17 protein-coding genes are annotated in these 23,908 nt (G+C 63.9%); 11 read left to right on the top strand and 6 right to left on the bottom strand.

Going from position 1 to position 23,908, the window contains the following annotated elements; genetic code table 11:
- The first annotated feature begins 4 nt into the window (after nt 1–4).
- The gene (locus NCCP_RS10405) at nt 5–439 is read left to right on the top strand and encodes a hypothetical protein (protein ID WP_149957179.1); all 435 of its coding nucleotides are present in this window, start codon (nt 5–7) and stop codon (nt 437–439) included.
- Between the two features lie 87 nt (nt 440–526).
- On the opposite strand, the gene NCCP_RS10400 is transcribed toward NCCP_RS10405, so the two are convergent.
- A complete protein-coding gene (locus tag NCCP_RS10400) occupies nt 527–1,480 on the bottom strand; it encodes a GIY-YIG nuclease family protein (protein ID WP_225873787.1) in 954 nt (317 codons plus the stop codon).
- A gap of 99 nt (nt 1,481–1,579) precedes the next feature.
- Nucleotides 1,580–2,452: a ribonuclease HI gene (locus tag NCCP_RS10395; protein ID WP_149957178.1), complete on the bottom strand. Its 873-nt coding sequence runs from the start codon at nt 2,450–2,452 to the stop codon at nt 1,580–1,582.
- Nucleotides 2,453–2,769: 317 nt separating this feature from the next.
- On the opposite strand from NCCP_RS10395, the gene NCCP_RS10390 reads away from it, so the two are divergent.
- On the top strand, nt 2,770–3,534 hold the full coding sequence (locus NCCP_RS10390) for an NrtR DNA-binding winged helix domain-containing protein (RefSeq protein WP_216364702.1): 765 nt from the start codon (nt 2,770–2,772) through the stop codon (nt 3,532–3,534).
- A 34-nt stretch (nt 3,535–3,568) separates the two neighbouring features.
- Here the strand turns inward: NCCP_RS10390 and NCCP_RS10385 are convergent, their stop codons facing one another.
- Nucleotides 3,569–4,681 (bottom strand): ADP-ribosylglycohydrolase family protein, encoded by a 1,113-nt coding sequence (locus NCCP_RS10385; protein ID WP_149957177.1) that lies wholly within the window; start codon nt 4,679–4,681, stop codon nt 3,569–3,571.
- 46 nt (nt 4,682–4,727) lie between these two features.
- Entirely contained in the window at nt 4,728–5,615 is an 888-nt protein-coding gene (locus NCCP_RS10380) for an ARPP-1 family domain-containing protein (RefSeq protein WP_149957176.1), read from the bottom strand.
- A 355-nt stretch (nt 5,616–5,970) separates the two neighbouring features.
- Between NCCP_RS10380 and NCCP_RS10375 the strand changes: the two genes are divergently transcribed.
- The 5 genes from NCCP_RS10375 (at nt 5,971) to NCCP_RS10360 (ending at nt 17,356) form a co-directional block, all read left to right on the top strand.
- On the top strand, nt 5,971–7,215 hold the full coding sequence (locus tag NCCP_RS10375) for a UvrD-helicase domain-containing protein (RefSeq protein ID WP_149957175.1): 1,245 nt from the start codon (nt 5,971–5,973) through the stop codon (nt 7,213–7,215).
- Complete coding sequence (locus NCCP_RS10370) at nt 7,098–7,808, top strand: 3'-5' exonuclease (protein ID WP_149957173.1); 711 nt, start codon at nt 7,098–7,100, stop codon at nt 7,806–7,808. The genes NCCP_RS10375 and NCCP_RS10370 overlap by 118 nt, the downstream gene beginning before the upstream one ends.
- Before the next feature lie 46 nt (nt 7,809–7,854).
- The gene (locus NCCP_RS15010) at nt 7,855–10,947 is read left to right on the top strand and encodes a hypothetical protein (protein ID WP_172627367.1); all 3,093 of its coding nucleotides are present in this window, start codon (nt 7,855–7,857) and stop codon (nt 10,945–10,947) included.
- A complete protein-coding gene (locus NCCP_RS10365; RefSeq protein ID WP_172627366.1) occupies nt 10,944–16,310 on the top strand; it encodes a DEAD/DEAH box helicase in 5,367 nt (1,788 codons plus the stop codon). Before NCCP_RS15010 ends, NCCP_RS10365 begins: the two co-directional genes overlap by 4 nt.
- A 101-nt stretch (nt 16,311–16,411) precedes the next feature.
- Nucleotides 16,412–17,356, top strand: a complete 945-nt coding sequence (locus NCCP_RS10360) for an HNH endonuclease (RefSeq protein ID WP_216364701.1) — start codon at nt 16,412–16,414, stop codon at nt 17,354–17,356.
- Between the two features lie 90 nt (nt 17,357–17,446).
- On the opposite strand, the gene NCCP_RS10355 is transcribed toward NCCP_RS10360, so the two are convergent.
- The gene (locus tag NCCP_RS10355) at nt 17,447–18,757 is read right to left on the bottom strand and encodes a hypothetical protein (protein ID WP_149957242.1); all 1,311 of its coding nucleotides are present in this window, start codon (nt 18,755–18,757) and stop codon (nt 17,447–17,449) included.
- A 586-nt stretch (nt 18,758–19,343) separates the two neighbouring features.
- A complete protein-coding gene (locus tag NCCP_RS10350) occupies nt 19,344–20,336 on the bottom strand; it encodes a hypothetical protein (protein WP_149957171.1) in 993 nt (330 codons plus the stop codon).
- Nucleotides 20,337–20,581: 245 nt separating this feature from the next.
- Between NCCP_RS10350 and NCCP_RS10345 the strand changes: the two genes are divergently transcribed.
- From NCCP_RS10345 to NCCP_RS15595, 4 genes are all read left to right on the top strand, one after another.
- Nucleotides 20,582–21,250 carry a fasciclin domain-containing protein gene (locus NCCP_RS10345; protein ID WP_149957170.1) on the top strand — a complete coding sequence of 223 codons (669 nt, stop codon included), beginning with the start codon at nt 20,582–20,584 and terminating at the stop codon, nt 21,248–21,250.
- Nucleotides 21,251–21,529: 279 nt separating this feature from the next.
- Entirely contained in the window at nt 21,530–22,144 is a 615-nt protein-coding gene (gene sigK / locus NCCP_RS10340; RefSeq protein WP_149957169.1) for an ECF RNA polymerase sigma factor SigK, read from the top strand.
- The gene (locus tag NCCP_RS10335) at nt 22,141–22,977 is read left to right on the top strand and encodes an anti-sigma factor (RefSeq protein WP_149957168.1); all 837 of its coding nucleotides are present in this window, start codon (nt 22,141–22,143) and stop codon (nt 22,975–22,977) included. The genes sigK and NCCP_RS10335 overlap by 4 nt, the downstream gene beginning before the upstream one ends.
- 249 nt (nt 22,978–23,226) lie before the next feature.
- Complete coding sequence (locus NCCP_RS15595; RefSeq protein WP_149957167.1) at nt 23,227–23,640, top strand: very short patch repair endonuclease; 414 nt, start codon at nt 23,227–23,229, stop codon at nt 23,638–23,640.
- Nucleotides 23,641–23,908: the final 268 nt, after the last annotated feature.

Below are 23,908 nucleotides of genomic sequence, written 5' to 3'. Positions count from 1 at the left end.
GGTCGTGGATGAACGACTGGATCTGATGCTGCAGACGGTGGGGGAACGCCAACTCTGGTGGCGGGCGCAGTACAACGAAGACCTGTCCGACTGGAGCGAGCTGCAGAGCTTGGGCCAGCTTGCCGGTTTGGTGAAGTCGCTGGCTGTACCGGGCGACTGGCTGCAGGTGGAGGATGAGGAGCCGATTACCCGCTATGCGCAGGTCATGCTGATCGACGCGGGCGCCTTCCACGTGGAGACCGCGGCCTGCCGGCCGGAGGGCACCTACAACTGGCGGATCGGCTACGGTTCGGCGGCGGATGACGCCGGCAACTCGCCGGCGTCGGGAACCGAAGGGATGCAGGAGTTGGACACCGCGAGCACCATCGAGGTGCTCACCAGTTGGGCAGCCGGGCGCGGACTGCCCCTGGGATACGGGGCCGCGCTGCATATGTACTGAAGATTCGTGGCCCTGGGGCTTGACCGGACCGGGATCTCGCTGGCCGGTTCCGATAATAGGGCGTTCGGTAGTGGCAGGGCGAATAGATCAGTTCCTGTTGAGGCCGAATTTGCGGGTCATCAGCGCCTCCTTGTAGTGGGACTCAGCCGCGTCCACCTCTGAGGAGGGGGTGCTGGGACCGAACACGCGAAGAAGGCTGAACACGAAGTGCCTGGCATGATCCGTCTTCGTCCCCGGCGCATCCCCAACGCCGCTGTGGAAGGCAAGCTCGCGCAAGGCGACGTTACCGCCGTGGCCGTCGCGCGCGTAGGTTGTCCACCGGCCGAGGATGCGTTCGGCACCGTCGGCCTTGCCAACGTACTGCTTGCCGTTGGTGGCGTCGGTGATGAGGTAGATGCCTTGGACTTCTGACAGGGCGGCACGCCAGTCGGCGTAGCGCGGGTCCTCCACCATCTCGCGCAGCTGGTGATAGGCGAGCAGCACGCGATCGAACCCAGGGAAAGGAACCTTGTCCCGGTCCGCGATCTCCAGCACGGACATGCGCGCGGCGCTGGCGGCGCTGGCCCTGCGGTGCCAGCTGCGGGGGTTGTCCCATTCGACCACGAGCCGCTCAGTCAGGGGCGCGAGGAACCCTGTCAGGCGCAGGTCGAAGGACCGCCGCGTCCCGGTGCACTCCGCGGCCACCTCGCCGTGGTTCTCGAAGGTGCCCCAGAGACGGGACCGGCGCTGGCCGTCAGCAATGAGGATCACCCAGTACCGGGGCGGGTCCAGGGGGAAGCGCCGGGACGAGGCGTCCTGCACCCTGGTGTAGGCGAGGACCCTGTCCTCCGTCAGATCCTCCGGCCCGCGCAACGCATGGGCATCCCCGGGCCTGAAAGCATGGCGGATAACGAGAATGTCCTCCAGCCCGATTGCCGGGTCATGGTCCGCGCCCATCCCGGCGAGCACATGGCCGAGGGTGAGGGATGCAGGGGACGCCGGCGTGACAGGGGCTGCCGTTTCGGCTGGCACGTCCAGAACAAGGGATTGCAGATCAGACACGGGAACACCTTATGCCACCGGCGTGGACGTTCCGGGGGGTAGCAAGGAAGGTCTCTTGCGCCGCGGACGCACGCGTCTTGCAGGTATCGTCTTGGAACCCTAGGCAGCCAGTGCGACGTCGACACGCGTCTTGGCTGCCCTGGTCGCCTCATGGATGTGGTTCAGCAGGCGCCCGGCCTGATCTTTGGTGAGGTCCGCCTCCGCCTTGCGGCGGGCCAATACTGCGAGGCGGTCTGCAAGTCCGTTGAGATGGTCGCCCGCGTGGCCCTTGACCCAGCGGAACTCCACGTCGACGTGGAGGGAAAGCTGCTGGATGCGTTCGACCTCCACCCGGCAGTGGCCGTTGCTGCCGGGCGGTTCCCAACCGGGCGCTGTGATCATCCGCAGTGCCAACTTGCTGTCGGAACGCAACGTCACGGCGCATTTGCCGATACTGACCAGCGGGGACGCGCTCCGTGCCGCGGCGAGAGCGTGGCGGATGGCGCGCAGTTCGCCCTCCAAGACCCCTCCGCGGTGGGTGGTGCGGGACCCCAGCACGGGAGGCAAGCCATGACCAAAATCCATAATCCAGCCCAATCCCATCCACTTGGTGCGGCGTCCGACGGATGCATCGGTAGCGATCTCCAACCGCGACTGGAGCCCGTTGAGGTGTCGGATGATGGCAGCCTCGGCGGTGGAGAGCCCAACGGCCGGCGGGTAGCCGGGGTTGACCGCGAGGCCGGCGGCCGCCAGTTGCTCGCCCAGCAGTTCATCCTCGGAATAGATCGCTTCTGTGGGGCAGGAGCGGGTTTGGACAACCGCCTTGCAGACGGCGTCGAGCAGCTTGCCGCGGTTTGGGTGGGCGGCCGGGCCACGGCCCAGTGAGTCGCCGACCTGACCCGTGATGTGCCCGGTGAGCGTGCCCAGCGTTTCTCCACCGTTGGTTCGCGCCACGGCCCACACGAGGTTTTCGCGCCAGGGCCGAACCAACACGGTTACGCCTTGGCGTCCGAGAACCTCTTCGGCCGCAGGGATGAAACGGCGAGCCGGCGGAACGGGTACGGGGTACTGCACGGTGACCTCCTGAAGCGCGGGTGGACTGCGAGCTTTGGTGCCTCCTTCTAGCTCGACGCACCGATTGGTGGGAAGCCTAAAACCCGCCCCTGACAAGTTAGAAATTGGTTTAAATGACTGTGGAATTATTTATCCTGATGATCCGCGCCGGGGGGAACCTGCCTCTCCCACTGACGCCATACCGTACCCACGATCACCCTTTCCGCTTTTTGCTGAATACTGCGTAAATTGGAGGCATGCCTCCCAAGAAGCCTGCCGATTCCCTGGGTGACTACCCCCGCCCCAGTGTCGCCGTCGACGTCGCACTGCTGACAGTGCGCCGGGGTGAGCTGCAGGTGCTGCTGGTCCGGCGCCCCGAGGGGGACGAAGCGGGCCGCTTCGCCCTCCCGGGCCGGTTCCTCCGGCCCCACCAGACCCTGGTCGACGCCGTCCATGACTGCCTCCAAGAGAAGGTTGGGATCCGGGGGCGGGCGCCGCGGCAGTTGCACGTCTTTGACGAACCCGGACGGGATTCCCGCGGTTGGGTGCTCTCGGTGGCGCACGTCGACGTCGTCCCGTACGCCGAGCTTGAACCGGTGCTCTCGCCGGGGGATCGGGAGTTGCGTCCCGTCGACGACTTCCTGTCCGCCGAACTCCACGAGCCGCTGCCCTATGACCATGAGCAGATCATTGGTTTCGCCGCGGCGGCGGTGCGCGCCGAGTATGCGGCCAACCCCGATCCAGCCGGACTGCTTGAGAGCGAGTTCACCATGAGCGAGTTGCGCGCCGTGCACGAGGCCGTCGCCGGTTCCCGCCTGCAGCGGGACACTTTCCGCCGCCTGATGGAGCCGCAACTGGTAGCCACCGACAAGCGGGTCGCCCCGCTGGGGTCGGAGAGCCTGCTTAGCCTCCAAGGCGATCCAGCGATGCGCAGTGACTTGCGGAGTGCAGGCTCCGGGCGCGGCCGCCCGGCGCAGGTATACCGGCGCCGGGAACAGCCGCTTCGCATGCGAGCCATTTGACCCAGTTGCCGTGGCGAACGGCGGAGCGGGCGGGTCAAGACTCTTGCTTGATTCCTTCCCGTGTGGCCAGTGCCAGACCCAGTTCGGCGAGATCGTTGGCCTTGAGCCCAGGCCAGCCGTGCAGGTCGTTCAGCCATCCGGACGGGATGGCGGAGTGTCCATGGGCGGCACCGAGCAGGGATCCAGCAATTGCCGCGACGGTGTCTGTGTCCCGGCCCCCGCGGACCGCGGCCTCGATCCCGCGGCGCAGTGAGGTCGTGTCCGGCGCGGTTGCCGCGATTCCGGGTTCGACGCCGGGGCTTGCATTTGCGTCCGCCTTCCCGCGGGTAATGGAGGCGATCGCGCTCCATGCGCCCTGGAAGGCCTCGACCACCCAGCCGTTGTTGGTGAAATCGCGCGGGGCGGACTGCTCGGCAGCGTCAATGCGGGAGGCCCAGAGCGCGGCCCGGTCCTTAGCGAGGCGCGGCAGGCCCCGGCGCACGTCGAGTTCGCCGGTGAGCACCGCGTGGCGGATCGCAACCGTCCACAGGGCGCAGGCCTCGCCGGCGTCGGACTCGAAGTGCGTCAGTTCGCTGACGTGCATGGCGGCATCCCATGCGGCGGCCTCGTCGTGCAGGAAGGCCACAGCCAGGGGTGCGGTGCGCATCAGCGAGCCATTGCCGGCGGAGCGCCCGTTCGCCTCGTGGTGTTCGCGGGCGGCGGTGCGGGCCGCCTGCGCCGGCGTAACTTCGCCCGAGGGGCCGGCCGTCCCCACCAGCCGGCCGGCGCGTCCCAGCACCGCACGGGTTTGGGCCCCGACGTCCTTGGCGTCCTGTGCCCAGTCCCGCCAGCCGTCGACCATCGCCGAAAGGCGGGCGTCGTCCGGAAGGAGCGCGCCGGCGTCGTCCTCAGTCTCCGGACGTGCCGGATTGGAGCATGACGCCGGAAGCAGGGCGCGGGCGACGACGACGGCCATGGAGGTGTCATCCGTCCATTCGGCAGGAGCGAAGCCGAACGGGCCGCCACCAATCATGCCGACCGGGGCGGCCTCCGGCAGCGGGTCTCCGAATTCGTAGCCAGCCCCGAGGGCGTCGCCCGCGGCAAGGCCTACAAGGGTGCCGGCAGCGCGGTCGCGCTGGGCGGAATCGAGTCGAACGGGGAGATTCATAGGGCTGCTCCTGGGAAGACGGAATGGGTCACGGACGGAACGCGGGTCATCCAGCCATGAGCGGGTGGCGGACGTCCCAGCCGCTGAGGTGGGCAAGCATGGCTTCAGGGCCTGAATTACGGGTGGTGATGCCGCGAAAGGCTACCGGCCCGCTGGTGCCCTGGAAATCGTGTGAGTCCCGGGGCAGGTCCACGCGCATCAGGCGAACTGCCAGATCCCGGGCCGACTGGGCGCGCGTGGCGACAGCCGGCAGTTTCCCCGTCAGGAGCTGCAAATCCAGCCACGCGGCCTCCACCGCCGGGCGATAGTGTGCCAGGAACAGTTCGTGGCTGCCGAACAGTTCCAGCATCAGGGCCTGCCCGCCATAGCCGATCGCGAAGCCGCGCTGGCCATCGATTGGGGCCGGCAGCGGGGTCTGCTCGCGCTCGGTCCGCCGGGAGCCGGCGTCGAGGTGCTCGAGGAGGGATCCGGTGGCCGAGCGCGTATTGAGGCCTTGGTAGCGATCCACCCGGTCCCAAATGCGGGACTGGGTGTCCGCGCCGCGGTTGGGGCGGTGCAGTTCAGTGCGCACGCTCAACGGCGCCCGGCGGGCAGAACGGCTGTGCCGGGTGGCGCCGCTCCACCGGCCCTTCTCGACGCAGTAGGTTTCCACATCCCGGGTTTCATTGGGGGCCAGGATGGTGTCCCGGGCGCAGACGCGGTGCTGGTGGCCGCCCTCAAGAAGTTCTCCCTCAAGCAGGAGGACAGTCCGGGTATCGCGGTTGGTGACGGTAAGGCGGGAAACCTGCGGGCCGGAAGCGAGCTCGGAGACCTCCAGATTGGCAGCGGCACCGGTGGTGATTCCGGTGGTGGCCGTCCCCTCGGCCCAAACCGGAAAGAGGGTGAGTGGCCCGGCTTGGTGGCCGGCGCCGAGGTGAAGCTGTCCGATGTTCATGGTTCCCCCTGGAAGTAGTCAGGATATTTTGAGCGCTTCTGCGATAAATCCAGAGTAGGGGCGGGAACTGTTTTTCGCAAGAGTGCTCAAAATCTCTTTGCAGGCCAGGCAACTGGTACGCCCTGTGTGCATGCGGGCATCACAGGTGGGGGCCCAAGATTATCGAAGGGACCAAGCCGGACGAACATGTGAATGATGGCCATCCCCCGGTAGCACCGACCGTGACGGTCATGCCGACATCGCCCGATGTGCCGGTGCCGCCGGCAGCGCCGACGAACAATCCGGCGACCTCCGCTCTTTGGGCCAAAGGGGGGCCAATGGGCTGATTTGCTGTGGTTACGATGCGGCCTACCTCGTGGAGGAGGCTGGCATCAAACCCGGCATCGCGAAAAAGGCCCTCGCCGCAGCAACCGAGGCCGCCTTCCACAAGGTCACCGACCAGGCCCCCGACTGGCAAGGGCTGGTGCTTCTGAATCTCGCCGCTGGCAAGTCGCTGGAGGAGAGCATGGATGAACTGAGGCTGACCAGGCGCCAGCCTGAAACCGAGGGCAGCCCGGCCATCTCCGGAACCACCCCTGAAGAGAAGACCGAAGACCAGAAGATCGCCGAAGGGTTCGCCAAGCCGGCTGCCCGCTTGCAGTTTGCCTACATCGGGGATACCGCGGACGCGCTGCGCGAGGTGATCGAGGGCGGCGACGCGGACGCCTGGCGCACCTTCCTGCATCCCGAACAGCATCGCTATGCGGACGGTTCCTGGAATGGTCCGTTTCACCTGTCCGGAGGAGCCGGAACGGGGAAGACCGTCGTCGTGCTGCACCGTGCCAAGGTCCTGGCTGAACGGAACACGGCGGCACGGGTCCTTGTCACCACCTTCACCCGAACCCTTGCGTTGTCCCTGGTGCAGAGCCTGAGTCGGCTCGATCCGGGACTGGCCATCGCCGCCAAGCCAGGCGAATCGGGTATTTACGTCGGCGGCATCGATTCTCTGGCCCTTCAGGTTCTCAACGGCGCCGGTGCCGCCGAAAAGCAGGCTGCTTTGCGCGAGATTCTCGGGGACGCCCATGCCAATGCCCAACTCCGCCCCGACATGGATTCCGTTGGCAAGTGGAAGGTAGCGCTGGGAACCGTTGACCACGGCCTGGAAGCGGAGCTCGCCAACCCGACCTTCCTGGAACAGGAATATGTAGCTGTTGTCCTGGCCAACGCGGTGAAATCTAAGGAGGAATACCTCAAGGTGCCGCGTGTGGGACGGGGAACCTTGCTCACTCGGCCGAAACGGGTTGGCGTTTGGAAGGTCATCGAGGCATACCGCCAGACGGAGCGCGTGGCCGAGAGCATCTCCTTCACGGAGCTGGCAGCCGTGGCAGGCGCGGCCCAGCGGCACCGTGAGGCGTCGGGCCGCGGTTCGCTCGTCGACCATGTGCTGATCGACGAGGCCCAGGACCTCCGCGCAGCCCACTGGTTGTTCTTGCGTGCGCTGTGGTGGCACCCGGAGCGAACGATCTGTTCATCGCCGAGGACTCACACCAGCGGATCTACGGCCAGAAAGTTCCCCTGTCAAGGTACGGGATCGCGATCATCGGCCGCTCGAGGCGCCTGACCCTGAACTACCGGACCACGGCGCAAAACCTCGCCTACGCCGTCCGGCTGCTGGATGGGAAGGAAATCGAAGGGCTCGAAGGGGACGCCGAAAACTCAAACGGATACCACTCCATGCGGTCCGGTCCGGTGCCTCAGGAAGCCGGCAACGACTCGCTGGCATCGGAACTCGATACCGCTGCGGCTACCATCCGGCAGTGGATTGCCGAGGGAGTGTCGGGGAACGCCATCGGAATTATTGCCCGTACGAAGAACCAGCTGCAAAAGCTTCAGACTGGTATGGACGAACGCAAGGTCGAGGTGCGCAGCGTCGACCAGCCAGGGGACGGGTCGAAGCCGCTGTACATGACCATGCACCGGGCCAAGGGTATGGAGTTCTTCAAAGTGCTGTTGTTCGGCGTGAACGATGCATCAGTACCGTTAGGGCACGTCACTGCCGGGTTGGCCGAAGCGGAGCGGGAGGACGCCCTGCTGCGCGAACGCTCGCTGCTGTATGTGGCTGCAACGCGTGCCCGCGACGAACTGGTGGTCAGCTGGAGTGGGACACCGTCGGGGCTGTTGGCAGCCGCTTCCGCCAAAGTGTCAGTGGCTTGACGTAACGTTCAACTATTCGGATCAGGGTCATTTTCGGGGGGAAGTAATGGGGGAGGGATATGCCGGCGCCGCGCTGAGGGTGGCGCCGGTTCAGCGGCGATCGGTCGACTACGCATCGTGGAATGAGGCGCTTGGCCAAGCGTTCTTCAGCGAAGAGCGTGCAGGCCAACTTGTGTATTTGGACCGAGACGACCATGCCTTCGGCAAAGCGTGCGAGGTCCTCGGTCTAAATGCAGACGATGAGGCGCTGGCATCGCTGGCCGGTGCAGTCAGGTCCAGGATCTGCTGGCGACGCACCCAACGTGCGGCCTTTGCGGAGTATGACATAATGACCAAATGCTGGCTGTTCCAGCGCCGAAGAGCTCTCCGAGACCACGGCGAAGTGCCGCTGCCACCACATATCGCCCTCTTGACCGCCATGTCCATCGCTGCGGAAAGCATGGGTGCACGGGGGAACAACGGGGATGCCACGCCGTCGGGATACTATTCGCAGCTTGAAGCGCTGTTGGATGTGCCCAAGAGTGAATCGTCCCGGCTTCGACTCTCGTTCGCGGAATCCACCGAGGCGTATTGGGAGGCGCTGAGCGTTTGGCTGGAGGATCAGGGCGGCGAACGAGGCCTACCAAGCGCCTACGCCCTCATGCATCGGTATGTAGGCCTGCCGATTTCGCAGGCACTCATTCGCGATACAGAGCGCCGTAATCTCGAGAAGTTCTTCGATGAGCAGGGGTTCGTCGCGGGAACGGCCGTGCCTCCCGCGGAGATGAACGCTGCGTTGGATGTGTGGGTCAGCTCGGTGGGCAGTAGCGCTAATCAGGCGCTGCGGAAGATGTGGGAAACGGCCAGCAGTCGTGACCGAATCACAGATCTGGCCCTCGCCCAGTTCTCCACGTGGGAGGGGCCGGATGGCCTCTCCGCCGGCGGGAATCAGAGCGCCAGGGGGGCGCGCTGCCTCCTGACATGGAGAAGCGAGCGCAAGTTCCTGTCATCGATTTCCAAGTTCGGGCTCGTTGCCATGCACGGCGCCGTAGACGGCGGCAGCGGAACCATCGAGACCCAGGACGGGGCCGAACTCGGCGTCTCCTTCCGTGCGGCAGGTAATGGCTCTCTCGGCATCGACTTCGGAGGCAATGACGTTGACTCCTTGTCGCTGATCGGTAGCGACATCAAGATCAGAACCGCGACAGACCGCCTCTTGCGTCGTATCCCGAAGAACGTTGTCATCTTTGTTCGTGACGCCCTAACGGCCTCCTACGTCGAAGTAGACCGTGCACTCGCTGGTTCCGAGGCACGGATTCTTATTAAGCAAACAGACCAGCTTGAGGTCAAGGTCGATGCCATTCTCGACGATGCAGCACAACCTGGCTTCTGCAAGGTAGCCGGCGGACAGCAGGGAATCCCCGAGGGCTGGACCGGATATCTCGGCGTCACCTTCCTTCGGTCACCGGCGTCCGAACTCCTGGCGGGCCGCGATCTCTTCGCATTCCAGCCTCGCCTGACGACCCAGATGTCGCTGCAGGGTGGATTGAAATTGCCCGGCAGGATGCAGCGCTGGAGCGCCGCAGCATCACTCACGCTCGTGGTCACCTCCGACGACGACATTCCCCTTGACCTTTATCGAATCGAACGTGATCCAGAGTCGCTGCGCAATGTCGAGACGAGAGTCCGCCAAGGTCTACAACCCCCCGTCGAGCTGCCTGTCGACGACCTCCGCGCGGGCCTGGCCGATTTCACTCTGTCGCTTCGGCATGGAGCGAAGAACCTTCAGAACATGCAGATTCGACTCCGCGGGTCGGGGACCGGCGAGGCGAACACAACCTGGGTAACACGCAATCTTGCCCATGCGGTGGGGGAGCCGCTCTGGCCTCTGAAATCCGTCGAGGACAGCGACGAAGCCATTGGCTGGATTGATGGGTCCAGTGTCGAGGCTGAGCCCGTCGAAAGCGGCGCGTCGGGACTGGCTGTCTCTGCCAAGCTGTCCTGGACTGATCCAAGCAATGTGACGCCCAGGCGGGGAAAGCTGCGTCTGCCCGGGCCTGCCGCCGACTCCTGCATTGTGACTGGAACACATCGGTTCATCTTTCCAACCTTCGACGGCAAGTACCCGAAGACGGAGTGGATGTACGGGGAATGCCTCGGCTGCGGCATGAGCAAGAGGCAGCCGACCAGGTTTAAGAAGGCGGCAAAGTCCGAACATCCGGAAAGCACTTGGAGGAAGCCGCTGGAGCCTCCTGTCAGGGAGGCCTCCGGCCCGAACTGGACCGCTTTCCTGGACGCGCTTGTATATATGGGAGGCGGAACGCGCAGGGATTTTTCAATGTTGGCCCGGCAGATCGAAGATTCAGCACTCTTCGAACGCCAACTACTGCATGCCCTTGAATCTCTCGCGGTCATTGAAGTGCAGCGGGATGAGGAGCTTGAGGTCCTGGCGTGGGAAGTGGCGATCCAGGGGATCGCGGGCTTGGGGCAGGAGTCCTGGATACTGACCGGCGCGTGGACAAAACCGGAGAAGAATCAGCTTCGCGATGCCGTGGAGAACGCCGGTGGGGACATCAGCGTGATCGATCCGTCGACGCAAGGTACGACTCGCATCGAAGGCATCGTGATCGAGGCGATGCCGGCTGTCGCGGACGAATTAGTCTCGCCGGACTACATCACCCCCCACGCCGCTCACAAGCTCGCCGCAGTGCTGCCGCCTCTAAGCCAGGTGCTCCGCGAATTGCCTCGTCAGTCGTTTCCATCCGCCCCGAACTACGAGTACTTCAACTTGCAAAATGCATCGTGGGCGGAAATTGAGGACGCGACGGTCCCCGGGCTGTATCGCCTCCCGCGCGTCTACGGATCCGGTTACTTCTTGCGAACGCAAAGGGACATCGGTGAAGGCAGCGGAGCACGCGTTTGGGCCGAGCTCGGGAAACACCTGGCGGCTAGCGCTCTCGGATGGCACTTGCTGGCGTACAACCCGGAAACCATGGTTCTCCGCGTACCGCTTGGCGCGGACCTTCCAGGCCTCTATGGCCGGGCTGCAGTGCTTGCATCGGGCAAGCTGCCCGCTTCAGATCTTCGTTCCTACTCATTGAGCTACATCGGGTTGACCCCGGAGACCGCGTCCCTTCTGATTCGAAAGCTGACCTCATGACCTCTAAACCACAGCCAATCAGTGTTTCGAACGACCTGCGCGAAGCATTCCTCCGGTACTTCAATACCAACTATCGACTTCGATCTCCGGGTTTGACCGCCGACCGCGAAGACCTCGTGGGCAAGGAGGGCCAGATTTTCAGGGAACCGCTCGTAGAGCCGGTCCTTCCCTATCCCACCACCGACGACCTTCTCGACGTCGCCGGACGTGCCGGCTACTCGGAGGCCGTCGCCCAGAGCGTGGGTTCCGCCTTTTTCCGTGATTATGTCGGAGAGGGCGAGAGGCTCGGGCTGCGCCATCACCAGGCCGAATCCGTTCTCATTAACCGCGGGCAGGGCGAAGCAGGAAAGCACAACGTCGTTGTCACGTCCGGTACGGGGTCCGGCAAGACCGAGGCACTCCTGCTTCCGATCTTGTTGAGGCTCGTGGAGGAATCGGAACGGTGGGATAAACCGGGACCCGTCGAATGCTGGTGGCGTGGGACCGACCCCAAATATCAGCGTATGCGAGCGGGGGAGAAGCGGCCCGCAGCGGTTCGAGCCATGATTCTCTACCCGACCAATGCCTTGGTCGAAGACCAACTGACCCGACTCCGGCTCGCTTTCCGCCGAATCGCGGAGGAGCGACCCGAGGCTCGGCTGTGGTTCGGCCGCTACACCGGGGCAACGCCGGGAGCGAACCGGCTACCCAGGAACTCCGCGGACAGGTCGATGGTGACTGCAGTCGCCAAGGAAATCCAGGAGCTTGAACAGGAGTTCGCTAGTCTGCGTGGATCCGGAACCGTGAAGGAATCGGATCTGGCTCTGTTCACGGATCCAACAAACAATGAGATGGTCACCCGGTGGGACATGGTCAATGACCCGCCGGACGTCCTCGTCTCCAACTTTTCGATGATCAATGCCATTCTCATGCGGGAATTCGAGAATCCCGTCTTTGTGAAGACCCGGGCCTGGCTGGAGGCTTCACCGGACCACGTTTTCACATTGGCGGTCGACGAACTGCACTCTTACCGCGGTGCGTCCGGAAGCGAGGTGGCCCTCCTACTGCGGCGTATCCTCGACCGGTTGGGCCTGGAGCCTGATAGCCCCCAGCTACGAATCGTCGCTGCCTCCGCGTCCTTGGAAGCAAGTGAGTCAGGGCTGGACTTCCTCCAGCAATTCTTCGGTGTCGCTGGTTCCACGTTCGCCGTGACCGCCGGGCAGCCGAAGCGAATCGTTGCGAACTTACCCTTGGACCGAGATGAGGTCCTGGCTGCCACAGCGGCGGGGACTCTCGCTGAGCGATCGGACGAACTGTCAGAGGCCGTAGCTGTTGCCTGTTTCGACCCCGACGAGGCCAGGTACCGGGCTCAGTACCTGAGGACCATCGCTGAACGACTGTTTGGCCAGGAAGATCCCGGATTCGCTGGGCTGACGGCGGTTTTCAATGCCATCGCGAACGGTAGATCGACGTCTGTCCCATTGCGTGGTCACATCTTTGCGCGGGTGTTGTCCGGACTTTGGGCATGCACCAATGCCACGTGCACCGGAGTCGCCGACGACCGGCGCGACGAACACCGCCGGGTAGGCAAACTCTTCGGCCAGCCGCTGTCTGTGTGTGACGAGTGCGGCTCGCGCGTGCTCGAACTGATCATGTGCAGTGAATGCGGCGATGCGAGCCTTGCCGGTTACGTCCTCGCCCTGCCGGACCACGTTGAGTCCTTGAGCGCTACGCCTACGGGAGTCCTCGCTGATGCGCCAGGTCTCGCCACACGTCGGGAACGGAAGAATTACAGATGGTTCTGGCCTTCGAACATGGACCAACCGGTGGGTGCCGGCAAGCCGTGGACCATCCAGGGATTTAAGGTTGGCTGGATCCCCGCGAGCCTCAGTCCCGCGGGCCTGTTGGAGATCGGTGCGGTTGACCGCCCCAACGGATGGGTACTCCAGATTGATGGCAAGGGCGACACCAGCGCCGCCCCGGCCGTTCCCACGAAATGTCCCCACTGCGGCCAGTCCAACCGGCAAACCGAGGAATTTAAGCAGGGGCAGGCCAGTACACCGCTTCAGGGTCATGCGACATCGCCTGCCCAGGCAACGTCGATCTATCTCCGTCAGTTGCCGCGCACCCTCGGGGAGCGGCCGGAGGACTACAGAACCATTGTCTTCACCGATAATCGGGACTCCGCAGCACGGACGGCAGCTTCGCTCGCCACCAGGCAGTATGGCGACATCTTGGTCCAGATGCTCCGACGAGGCCTTCAGGAGGCATCGGAGCTCAACGTCGTCGATTTGCTAACTCGCTTTTCCCAGGATCCATCAGCGCTGTCTGCCCAGGAACAGGCCCAGGCTAAGCATGTCGTCGTTACCGACCCGGCTCTGCTGATGGCAGTTATGGCTCAAGACAAGGGATTCGCTTCCCATGAGCAGCAGGCGATGATTGCGAAGGCTCTGGGTGAAGCCGCCGACGGAATCGGCTGGGGCGACCTTCGAGCGAGGGTGGAAACCCAGATGATCGAGCTGGGATTGAGCCCAGCAGGAAGCTCCCAGGCAGCGCAGCAATTCTCGGGCCAACCTTGGTACACATTCTTCACTCCACCTCAAAAGGGGCTTTGGGACCAGGCCGATGCGGCGACATCAGCCGAGGCGCAGGACCGGTTCAGGAAGATGCTCGACGACGAACTGGCCCGGCAGATTTTCGATTCAGGCCGACGTGATGTCGAATCGACCCACTTGGCATGGTTCCGTGTAGATATCCCGGCGGGCAACATTGGCCCCCTGGAGTCGCAAATTGGCTCACAAGTCTTGGCGAGCTGCGTGCGTATGCTCGGACTGGAAAGGCGTTACCAGGGGTCGTGGACGGGTGACAAGCCGGATGCAAAGGCGCCCACCGCGATCAAGGACTTCCTGGTCAAGGTGGCTCAACACCACGACGTGGACCAGGATGCGCTGCAATTGTGGGTCTACTCGACCCTTCGGGATGCCGGGGTGGCGGACGGCTGGGTTCTGCAAATTCACGGGGGGACAAGTCGCGTCCGGTTCGCCATGGCCGGTAGCGAAGTATGGGTCTGTGTTCGATGCGGCTTTAATCATCTACATGGATCCGCGGGAGTCTGCGCTAATAAGGGGTGTGATTCGACCGACCTTGCCCTCGCTACACGCGCCGACGCGGGCAGTGACTACTACGGCTGGCTCGCTGACCAGCAAGTGCGCCGCATCGCCGTTGCGGAGTTGACGGCCCAGACGAAACCTGCCGAGGAGCAGCGCCGTCGCCAGCGGTGGTTCAAGGGCGTGCAACTTCCGGCGCCCAAGGAAAACAAGCTGACTTGTGAACTCGACGTTCTCAGTGTCACGACCACGATGGAAGTCGGCGTCGACATCGGTTCGCTGAACGCGACCCTGATGGCCAACATGCCGCCGCAGCGGTTCAACTACCAGCAGCGCGTCGGCCGTGCGGGCCGTGCAGGGCAGGCATTCTCGTTCGCTATCACGTCATGCCGAGACTCTGCCCATGACGAGTATTACTTCAATCACGCCTATCGCATGACGGGTGACTTGCCGCCGCAGCCGTTCCTTGACCTGGGCCGTATCCGAATTCTTCAGCGGGTGGTTGCAGCGGAAGTGCTCAAACGAGCGTTCGCCTCCTTGTCTGCCCCTCCGGAGTGGGGTCCGGAGAGCCTGCACGGAACCTTTGGGACCGTGGACGCGTGGCTAGGTCACCGCAAGGAAATTGCCGCATGGTTGCAGACAGCTCCCGAGATTTCCGTGGTCGTGGAGCGGCTAGCGTCACATACCTTGATGTCGGCGGATGACGTGGCCGCCGTCGTGAGCTGGGCCCGGGAGGACATCGTCACCGAAATCGACCGGATTCTTGCCCAACCCGACATCTCGGAACCAGAGCTCAGCAAATCGCTGGCGCTCGGCGGCCTGCTTCCGATGTTTGGTTTTCCCACAAGGGTGCGCAACCTATACCAGGACAAGAAGCCCAGCGTGAAGAACCTGGACCACTACATTGTTTCAGACCGTCCCCTCAGCATGGCCATCACCAACTATGCACCAGGAGCAGAAGTTGTCCGGGACCGAATGGTGCATGTTGCCGCGGGTTTTGTGAACTATGAGCGGAGGGGGAAGTTTATGGCATCCACTGACCCGCTCGGCAAGCGGCACGAGATCGTCCGCTGCCCGCAATGCGCAACCACAAAGATCGATGGACCCGCAATGTCAGAATGTCCAAACTGCCGTGCGGCAATGGACGAGTTCACGCTCTATGAACCGCTCGGTTTCCGGACCACCTACAAGGCCCGGCCCTACCGCATCGACCAGTCGAGGTCCCAGACCAAGAGCCTGCCCACCTTCGTGTCAGCGCACGAGGAATCCTCACTCGTGGAAGTCGAAAGCGTGGACCTCCGGCTGTATGAACAGGGCAAGCTTCTCCAGTACAACGACAATAGGGGACGCTTGTTCAATTTGGTGAGGACGGACGACGACGATTCCGTGGTCGCTTCGGACGCCTCCCTCTACCGTGGGGGGTGGAACGGCATGCCATCGACCGGGACCGAGCTCGGAAAGAGCGCCATTGGGGAGATCCGCACTACGGACGCTCTGACCGTGGATTTCGCTCGGCTGAAGACTCCCGGTGGTTTCATGCCAACAGCGAGCCACGTCGTTCCGGCAGGGCACTCTGCCCTCTGGTCGCTTGCGGAAGTCTTGCGGACAGCCGCAAAACGGCAGCTGGATATTGATCCGCAGGAGATGCAGGCAGGTCTGCAACACCGAATGAATGGCGCCCTTGCAACGGCGCGCGTATTCCTCGCAGACACCCTGGACAACGGGGCCGGCTATGCCGCTCAAATCGCGAAGGCAGACGTCTTCCGGCAGCTGCTCGAGGAAACGAGAACAGGCCTGCAGGAGGAATACGAGGGCTCGGACCACAGTAGCTGCTCCACATCCTGTCCCGACTGCCTGCGATCCTGGGATAACCAGCGATTGCACGGTGTCCTGGACTGGCGGTTGGCGCTCGATATGCTCGACCTGTCTTCTGGTCGGTCGTTGGATCTCTCCCGATGGTTTGGACGGAGCGAAGAGATCCGTTCAGTCGCCAAGGGAATCCACAATGAGATTCGGGTCGAGCTCGTGGGGCCGGACGCAGCACCGCTGCTGGTTCTAGATGCTGAAAAGGTCGCCGTTTTGGTAGGGCATCCGCTGTGGCTTCGGGACCGGCAAGAGCCCGACGCTAGGCAGTTGGAGGCAGAGAGCGCCGCTATCGAGGCCGCAGCGGGTTATCGGGTGTGCCCCAGCGATTTCTTCGAGTTTGGTCGGCAGGCACTTCCAGTTCTGGATGCCGCGGTCCGCGGTGTGACACCGGCCCTCGTACCTGCGCGGTAATCACCAGTTAAGATCCATTACCGCGAGACAATATCGGTATCCCGCCTGCCCTGAGTCACCTGACTCCGGGCAGGCGGCGCCCAGCAGGGAAGCAGGTATCAGTGGCAAGAACTTGGGCAGCTGCTCGCGAACTAAAGCTCCGGCAGACGGCAATCGACTGGTTGAAATTTCGAACCGATGATGGCGCTGTTCCCTTGACTAGGGACGAAATTCTGGATTTTAAGTTCGAGGGTGATTCCTTTCGACTGCAACCCACACAACAGGGGATTCGCAAGCCGGCGGTCTTCGATGCCGCCTTATCGATCCAGACGGTCTACCGACCACCGGGCAAAGAGAGGCCCTACGATGACACCGTTGGCGCTGATGGTCTCATTCGATACATGTGGCGGGGAGATGACCCGGCGTTAGCGGAAAACCGTGCGCTGAGACGGGCCATGGAGCTCGAACTTCCATTGATCTGGTTTATCGGTGTCGGGATGAAGCCCGCCCTGTTTCAAGCAGTTTGTCCTGTTTACATCATCGAAGAAGAACCCGAGCTCCAACGATTCGTCATTGCACCCATGGATGAAGAGGCCTTCGTACGGCGGCCAACCGACGGAGACACCGTCCTGCAGGCCACGATCAAGCGTTACATGAGCCGCGAGACAAAGGTCAGGTTGCACCAGCCTGTATTTCGTTCGACCGTTTTGCGTGCCTACGAAGATAGATGCGCCGTCTGCAACCTGGGCCATAGGGAACTCCTCGATGCAGCGCATATCATCCCAGATTCCCATGACTTGGGCATCGCCTCCGTCGTGAATGGAATGGCCCTGTGCAAGATCCACCATGCTGCCTTTGACTCTTTCCTCATGGGAATCCGGCCAGACCATGTCGTGCAAATCCGTCCTGACTTACTGGAAGAGGTCGACGGGCCGATGCTTCAGCATGGACTTAAGGAACTCCACGGTAAGCCTCTGATGAAGCTGCCGTCAGCCCGCGGAGAACGTCCGAAGCGCGAACTCTTGGATATGGCCTACGGGCGATTCCTGGCGGGCACTGCGGCATAGTCGATTGCTTTCCTGCAGGGAATGACTCCCTCTTGCACGAAAGCAATCGACTACGCCGGCGTGATGCTGTGTCGCGGGAACGGCGCCCGGTCAGGCAGCGACTCCAGGGAACACTACAAGCGATCCGTCGCTGCTACGTTCGATCTCAATCACTACGTCAGCTTGCTGGGTTCCCGCGTTGAGGCCATCGCCCAAGGCGCGCAGGCGATAGACGGCCTGGAGCAGGTAGTCGACCTCTCCCGGCGTAAATGCGGGAATTCGGAAGCCGCCATGGCGCTTCACCTCGAGAGCCGACAGTCGAAGGAGAACCGTGTTGATGCCCGATTCCAACTCGTCAACGCGACGCTCGTCGCCGCGCAATTCTCCGATGAAGCTCTTGAACGGATTGTTCGTATCCCGCTGAGCGTGTTCAACGGCTTGAAGCACGAGCACTCGGCGTTTGAGAGCAATGGCGAGTCGCGCAAGCTCTAAGTGGGCGCGGAATTCGCCGCCTTCCTCGGCAAGCCCGGGGAATGATTTCGTCAATACACCAAGATCAACCGGGCCCTCGGGCAGCGCCTTTAGGGCAGCCTGCCATTTGGCGAGCCGATTCCTGGCTGCGGCGATCGCGGTGCTGATCTCATGCGAGGCTGAATCCAGTCCTAAAGATTGGCCGATTTTACCTTGGTCGAGGAGGACCGATGTTGCCTTGTCGATCGCGTCACGGCAACCGTCCAACCCGTTGCGTTCCTTCTCGAGGTTGTCTTCGCGCAACTGTTCCAACAGGTCGGTGATTCGCTCGATCGCTTGCTGGCGTTGGTGATCGGCGTAGGCACTGACGCTGACCGCGACGGCCATCAGCACAAGAGGGGCGGCCACTGTCAACGCCCCGGCGCTGGCTACGGCCACACCAGCCGTGGCAGCCGAACCTGTAGCCGCACCTGCAACAGCGGTATTGCCTGCAACGGGCACAAACGTAGCCTTAGCTACGATGCCGGTGGAGTCGCGCAGCGCGCTGTATACGCCTCCCGCCACGGCCTTCGAAGCCATGGGCTTCACGAGTCCCTCACCGACCTGCGCGGCGACCTTTGCCGGTACTACCATCCGGTAAAGCACTTCACCGGTCGCGGCGACGTCCAGATCTGCAGGCACTGACTTCGCGGTCCGGGCCACGAGCTGCGACAACTGCTGGGCAAGTGGACTGGCTGCGTGAAGCGCAATGCCACCGGCGCGCTCGCGCGTGGCCGGCATCGGATGCGCTTCCAGCGTGGCGATGGGGGAAGCCGCAAGCGTTGCGAGGACAGTTCGCAGTTCTGCGAGCCGGGCCGGTGTCATGCTTTCATTGCCAAGCACGTTCGGCACACTCACGGCCTCCGTAGCGAGTGTCCATACTGGCACGGACGCCGTGTTATCGGTGGTCACGTCTTCCCCTCCCCAAGCTGATATCCACTCTAAACGGTGGTAGCGGCACCAATTCAACCACAGGCCATAGACCGTAGTACGTAGTACTTGCTCATCGGCGGAAGTCACTACTGAGGGGGTACGCAACGCCACTTTGCCGTCGAGGATAACTGTCGATTCGTCGAGATGAAGCTCGATTTCGACTATCCCTGTTCTTTCGATAGCGCCAATGTCGGAGTGGGGCAGCGTATCTGCAGGACCCCCAATCTTGTTGTAGTCTCTGCCAAAAAGGATGCGGAATGAGCGAGAATCCATTGAGGGCTGCAACCGGTGCAGCTCGAGCGGCATTACCGGCCGCGCAGAGGGCAGCCGCGGTCGCACAGCGCGTAGCTCGCTTGGCCAAAGACCCGGAAGCTCGGCTGCTGGTTGAGCGGGCAGTCAAGACTGCCAGCGACATTTATAGAGTCGCGTCAAGCGAGCAAGCCAGGAAGGTTTACCGGCAAGTCGGAGAAGCGGCCAGAAGCTTACGACAACCCTGATCAACCGAGACTGCAGGCAGATAGCGTCCCCTCCGGCTTCAAGTTTTGCCGTGGTGGTCTTGGGGTGGTTAATGCCCGCCATGCACGTCGAAGCCACGCAGCCTGAGGACTTCGGCCACCCATGCTTCGGCGGTTCGGGCAGCCAATTGGGAACGCAATTCGGGAAGGCTTTTGGTCTCCTCGGCAAGTAATTGACCAACCCGCCCTCCCTTGGCCTTCCTAAAGACTCTTCCCTGAAGGGGATGACCCTCTATGGCATGCTCCTCCAGCCGAACCGGGATCGGCTTACTGGTCATGCCCACGTACACCGGACGCTTGCTGCTGCGCGGAAGACCAAGGACCTCAACCACGTAAACGCTGTAGCGGCGGGCGGCAGGGCCCTGGACGGCTAAGGCCGCATCGAGTTCGCGGCGGAGTTGGACTAGGTTTCGCCATGGGGCGCCTTCCACTGCACCGACGATGCCGTGGGCAGAGCAGGCCACGAAGTGGCTGTTGGCACGCCGCGGGGCTTCGGCATGCCACCAGTCCACGAGCACGAGGTTGCGTCCGCAATGGCAGGTCGCACCGAGGTTTGATAGGTGCCAGCCCGGACGATCGACATTCGTCCACTGCGGTATTGCGAAGTCGAAGCCGCGATTGCGCAATGTCTTCTCCAAGGTCCCTCCGTGCTGGGCCGCGAGCACATCAGCCCTGCCCAGCGTGAAGCGACTCCGGGAACCCGAGAAGCAGGCATCGGTTCGCCCAGCCTTGGATTGCAACCACACCCACTCGGCCCCGATCACTTGTGCCAGTTTTCGGGCGGCAGCCGGATTCAGGCCCGGGATGGCGGCTGCGGAAACAGTCCGTTTACCGCCCAACTGGAGTTCCACCCGTTCCGCCATCGGCTGCGCGATCAAAAGCTTCGCCCAACGCTGATCCGGGGTAACAGCGTCCGTAAGCCAGGAAGCTAGCGGAACCACGGCCTGTGGAAGTGGTGCGGGATCCCGCAGCATATTGTCCGCAGGACTCATCACCGCGAGCCGTTGGGCCATGGTGAGGGTGATCCGTAGAGGGATGCTCATGTCGCTGAGACTATGGCAACGGCAGCCGTATCCAGATGCAACGCGCCTGATGGCAGGCAGGCAGGCAGGCTGTTGGAGTCATGAGGGGCGAAAGTCGACTCTCAGGGCCGCCCGGGCTGAGGCCTAAAAAATCTCTCGAAAATCTTCCAATCCACCTTCCCCTCCGCTCCGAACCCCCTTCGACAGCCCGCCGGGACCGGCGGGAAGGGAAGCGGACACCGGTCCGCGGATCGAAGGAGATCGCCATGAAGACCATCGCCCGCAACACCCTGCTCGGACTCGCAGCCACCGCAGCCCTCGGACTCACCGCCTGTTCCGGAGGCACCTCCTCCACGGGCGCCGCCTCGGCCCCGGCCAGCGCCGCTGCCCCCACCAGCGCCTCCGTCAGCCCGTCCGAGTCCATGATGGATCCGGCCGCCAACCTGGCGGGTCCCGGCTGTGCGGACTACGCAAAGCAGGTCCCGGACGGGGACGGCTCGGTTGCCGGCATGGCCCAGGACCCGGTGGCGGTTGCCGCCTCTAACAACCCGCTGCTGACCACGCTCACCGCGGCGGTCTCCGGCGAGCTGAACCCGGACGTAAACCTGGTGGACACCCTCAATGGCGACGAGTTCACGGTCTTTGCCCCGGTGGATGACGCCTTCAAGGCGATCCCGGAGAAGGACCTCAAGGCTGTCGCTTCCGACGCGGACATGCTCACCTCCATCCTGACCTACCACGTGGTCTCCGGCCAGCTCAGCCCGGACCAGGTCGAGGGCACCCACGCCACGGTCCAGGGCCAGGACGTTGAGGTCACCGGTTCCGGCGACAACCTCAAGGTCAACGGCGCCAACGTCATCTGCGGCGGCGTCCAGACCGCCAACGCCACGGTGTACCTGGTGGACTCGGTGCTGATGCCGTCGGCCAAGAAGTAGCCCGCCCGGAAGCAGCCGGCTGAGAACCAGCCGGGCACAGAACCAGCAGGACAGGGGACCAGCCGGACACGGAACCGGCAGGGCTCCAGGCCCGGTGGTCCTGTCCGGCAGGTCAAGGGGAGCGGTAGGGGAGTGCGGCCGGGGGCCGGGCCGGGGCGGAAAACCGCACGGCCCGGCCCCCGACCGCGGGCGGGGACGCGGCGGCGGCCGCGCCCCAACGCCACAGCCCCACGCGGCTTTCACACCCCACGAGGCGGAAGACGTGAGATGCTAACCACCATGTACGAGCCACAGCCCTCCCGGGCGGACGCGCCGCCCGGGACACCGGAGACCACCGGGGAGCCGGACGTTCCGACCTCGCCGAACGCCCTGCTCGCGCGCACGGCACGCGGGGATGAGGCCGCCTTCGAGGCCCTGTACGACGCCGCCGCCCCCATGGTCTACGGCCTGGCCCGCCGCGTTCTTGCCGACGCGGCCCAAGCCGAGGAGGTCGCCCAGGAGGTCCTGGTGGAGGTGTGGCAGACAGCGTCCCGCTACGACCCCGCCCGGGGGGCCGCGCTGTCCTGGATCGCCGCAATCGCCCACCGGCGCGCGGTGGACCGAGTCCGCGCCTCACAGGCCAGCCGCACGCGCGATATGCGCGAGGGTATTCGCGGCTTCCAGGAGGCGCAGGACGACGTTGAGGATCTTGCCGTCCTCAATGCCGACGGACAGCGGGCCCGCCGGGCCCTGCTCGAATTGCCCGAGGCCCAACGCGAGGTGATTGCGCTGGCCTACTACGACGGGCTCACCCACCAGGAACTCTCCGAGCGGCTCGGCGTGCCGCTGGGAACAGTGAAGACACGGATACGCGACGGATTGGCCAAGCTGAGGAACAGGATGGGGGTGGCATGATGGAAAACAAGGACCAGAACCTGCAGGACCCCAGTATGCGGGGCAGCGGTTCGCAGGGCAGTGAATGGCAGGAGACCGCGGAGCCGGACTTCGACGCCGACGTCTCCGCCCTGCTGGGCCTGGCCGTCGCCGAGACCCCGCCGCCCTCCCTCAAGCGCAACGTCATGGCCGCGATCCGCTCCGTTCCTCAGTTGCCCGCGGAAGATGACGCGGCCCGGTCCCACACGGACCAGCAGGACGGGGACCAGCACCAGGGGAACCAGCACGACGCCGGCACACCGGCTCCGGCGGCCGCACCCGTCCCGGCACCCGAGGCCGCACCGGTGTGGCTTGACCCCACCCGCCGTTCCCGCCGCGCCGGCAAGCGCCGCTGGTTCAGCGGCCTGGCCCTGGCCGCGTCCGCGCTGCTGGTGGCGACCGCCGGCCTGGGCGGCACCGTGCTGTGGCAGCAGAACCAGCAGGAGCAGATGCGCCAGCAGCTGGCGGCGGCCCAAAACGACGCCGCGCAGATGCGCCGGCTCCTCGAGGCCCCGGACCTGCGGGCCGCGCAGGCCCAGACCGTCGGCGGCGCCGCCGTCGTGCTGGCCTACTCGCCCTCGGAGGGGCTCATGACGGTCTCCGGCGAGGACCTGCCGGACGCGCCGGAAGGGCACGGCTACGAGCTGTGGCTGATCTCCGCGGACGGGGCAACCCCGGCCGGGATGATGCCCGGCAGCGGCGTCGCGCTGGTGGAGGGCCAGATGGAGGGCGTCACGCACCTGGGTATCACGGTGGAACCGGCGGCGGGTTCGCCGCAGCCCACCACCGAGCCGATCCTGCTCCATGCCCTCTGAGCCACAGCATCCTGTATCGAGGCGGCCACCGGGCCCTGAAGCCCTGACTGAAAGGCGCCTGTTGGAAACGGTCGGGCGTCACGCTGGCCATGGACATCAGCGTCCGTAAAGACGCCGACCGGAAGCCCGACTTCGTCGACAGCATCAAGGTTTTGGAGTCCGCGAACCCACCATGAGCGCAGCAGAGAGAGCGGTACCGTACCCGTCCTGATGGACCGGAGCCGGAATCTCATGCATGGACAATAAGGTATGGCCGATAAGATCACTCCAGAGGCCCGCAGCCGGAACATGGCTGCCGTCAGGTCAACCAATACGAAAATCGAAGTAGCCATCAGGCGGAGTCTTCACAGCAGGGGATTCCGCTACCGCGTCAATGTGAAGCAGCTGCCGGGGAAACCTGACATCGTCCTGCCGCGGTATCAGGCCGTGATCATGGTCCATGGCTGCTTCTGGCATGGCCATGACTGCCCACTTTTCCGCTGGCCCAAGACCAGGCAGGAGTTCTGGGAAGAAAAGATTGGCGGCAATCAGGCCAGGGACGAGCGGGTTGTTAAACAGCTTACCGAGGCTGGGTGGCGAATCGCCACTGTATGGGAGTGTGCCCTGCGCGGACAGGGGGGGGTCGCTGGAAAGGGTCACGGAAGACCTTGCCGCGTGGATTAGAAGTGACGACCCACAGGTTTCCTTCCGCCGCTCGGAAGCGGGTGGGTAGGGTGCGTCCCTGAGCTGGTTCCCGGACCGCTTAGTGCCGCAGCGAGTTGGATTGGGCGCGGCAGTGATACGGCCTGGGTCATCATGTTCCCCGCAGCCCACCACCGAGCCCATCCTGCTCCACGCGCTATGAGGCCCCACGTCCTCTAGGCTGCATGCCTTCCAGACTGCACGTCTTTAGGCCAGGGACCCTCTCCAGCAAGCGGCGGCCGCCCGGGCA

Origin of the sequence: Zafaria cholistanensis, assembly GCF_008580665.1 — a bacterium.
In the GTDB taxonomy this organism is placed as follows: Bacteria; Actinomycetota; Actinomycetes; order Actinomycetales; family Micrococcaceae; genus Zafaria; species Zafaria cholistanensis.
The sequence above is the reverse complement of the archived record's forward strand: the minus strand, read 5'-3'. Positions and strand labels throughout refer to the sequence as shown.

Excerpts from the sequence above, each read along its gene's own strand:
- NCCP_RS10350 (WP_149957171.1), bottom strand. The coding sequence starts at position 20,336 with ATGAGCATCCCTCTACGGATCACCCTCACCATGGCCCAACGGCTCGCG.
- NCCP_RS10390 (WP_216364702.1), top strand. The coding sequence starts at position 2,770 with ATGCCTCCCAAGAAGCCTGCCGATTCCCTGGGTGACTACCCCCGCCCC.
- NCCP_RS10380 (WP_149957176.1), bottom strand. The coding sequence starts at position 5,615 with ATGAACATCGGACAGCTTCACCTCGGCGCCGGCCACCAAGCCGGGCCA.
- NCCP_RS10335 (WP_149957168.1), top strand. The coding sequence starts at position 22,141 with ATGATGGAAAACAAGGACCAGAACCTGCAGGACCCCAGTATGCGGGGC.
- NCCP_RS10385 (WP_149957177.1), bottom strand. The coding sequence starts at position 4,681 with ATGAATCTCCCCGTTCGACTCGATTCCGCCCAGCGCGACCGCGCTGCC.
- NCCP_RS15010 (WP_172627367.1), top strand. The coding sequence starts at position 7,855 with ATGGGGGAGGGATATGCCGGCGCCGCGCTGAGGGTGGCGCCGGTTCAG.
- NCCP_RS10345 (WP_149957170.1), top strand. The coding sequence starts at position 20,582 with ATGAAGACCATCGCCCGCAACACCCTGCTCGGACTCGCAGCCACCGCA.
- NCCP_RS15595 (WP_149957167.1), top strand. The coding sequence starts at position 23,227 with ATGGCCGATAAGATCACTCCAGAGGCCCGCAGCCGGAACATGGCTGCC.
- NCCP_RS10365 (WP_172627366.1), top strand. The coding sequence starts at position 10,944 with ATGACCTCTAAACCACAGCCAATCAGTGTTTCGAACGACCTGCGCGAA.
- sigK (WP_149957169.1), top strand. The coding sequence starts at position 21,530 with ATGTACGAGCCACAGCCCTCCCGGGCGGACGCGCCGCCCGGGACACCG.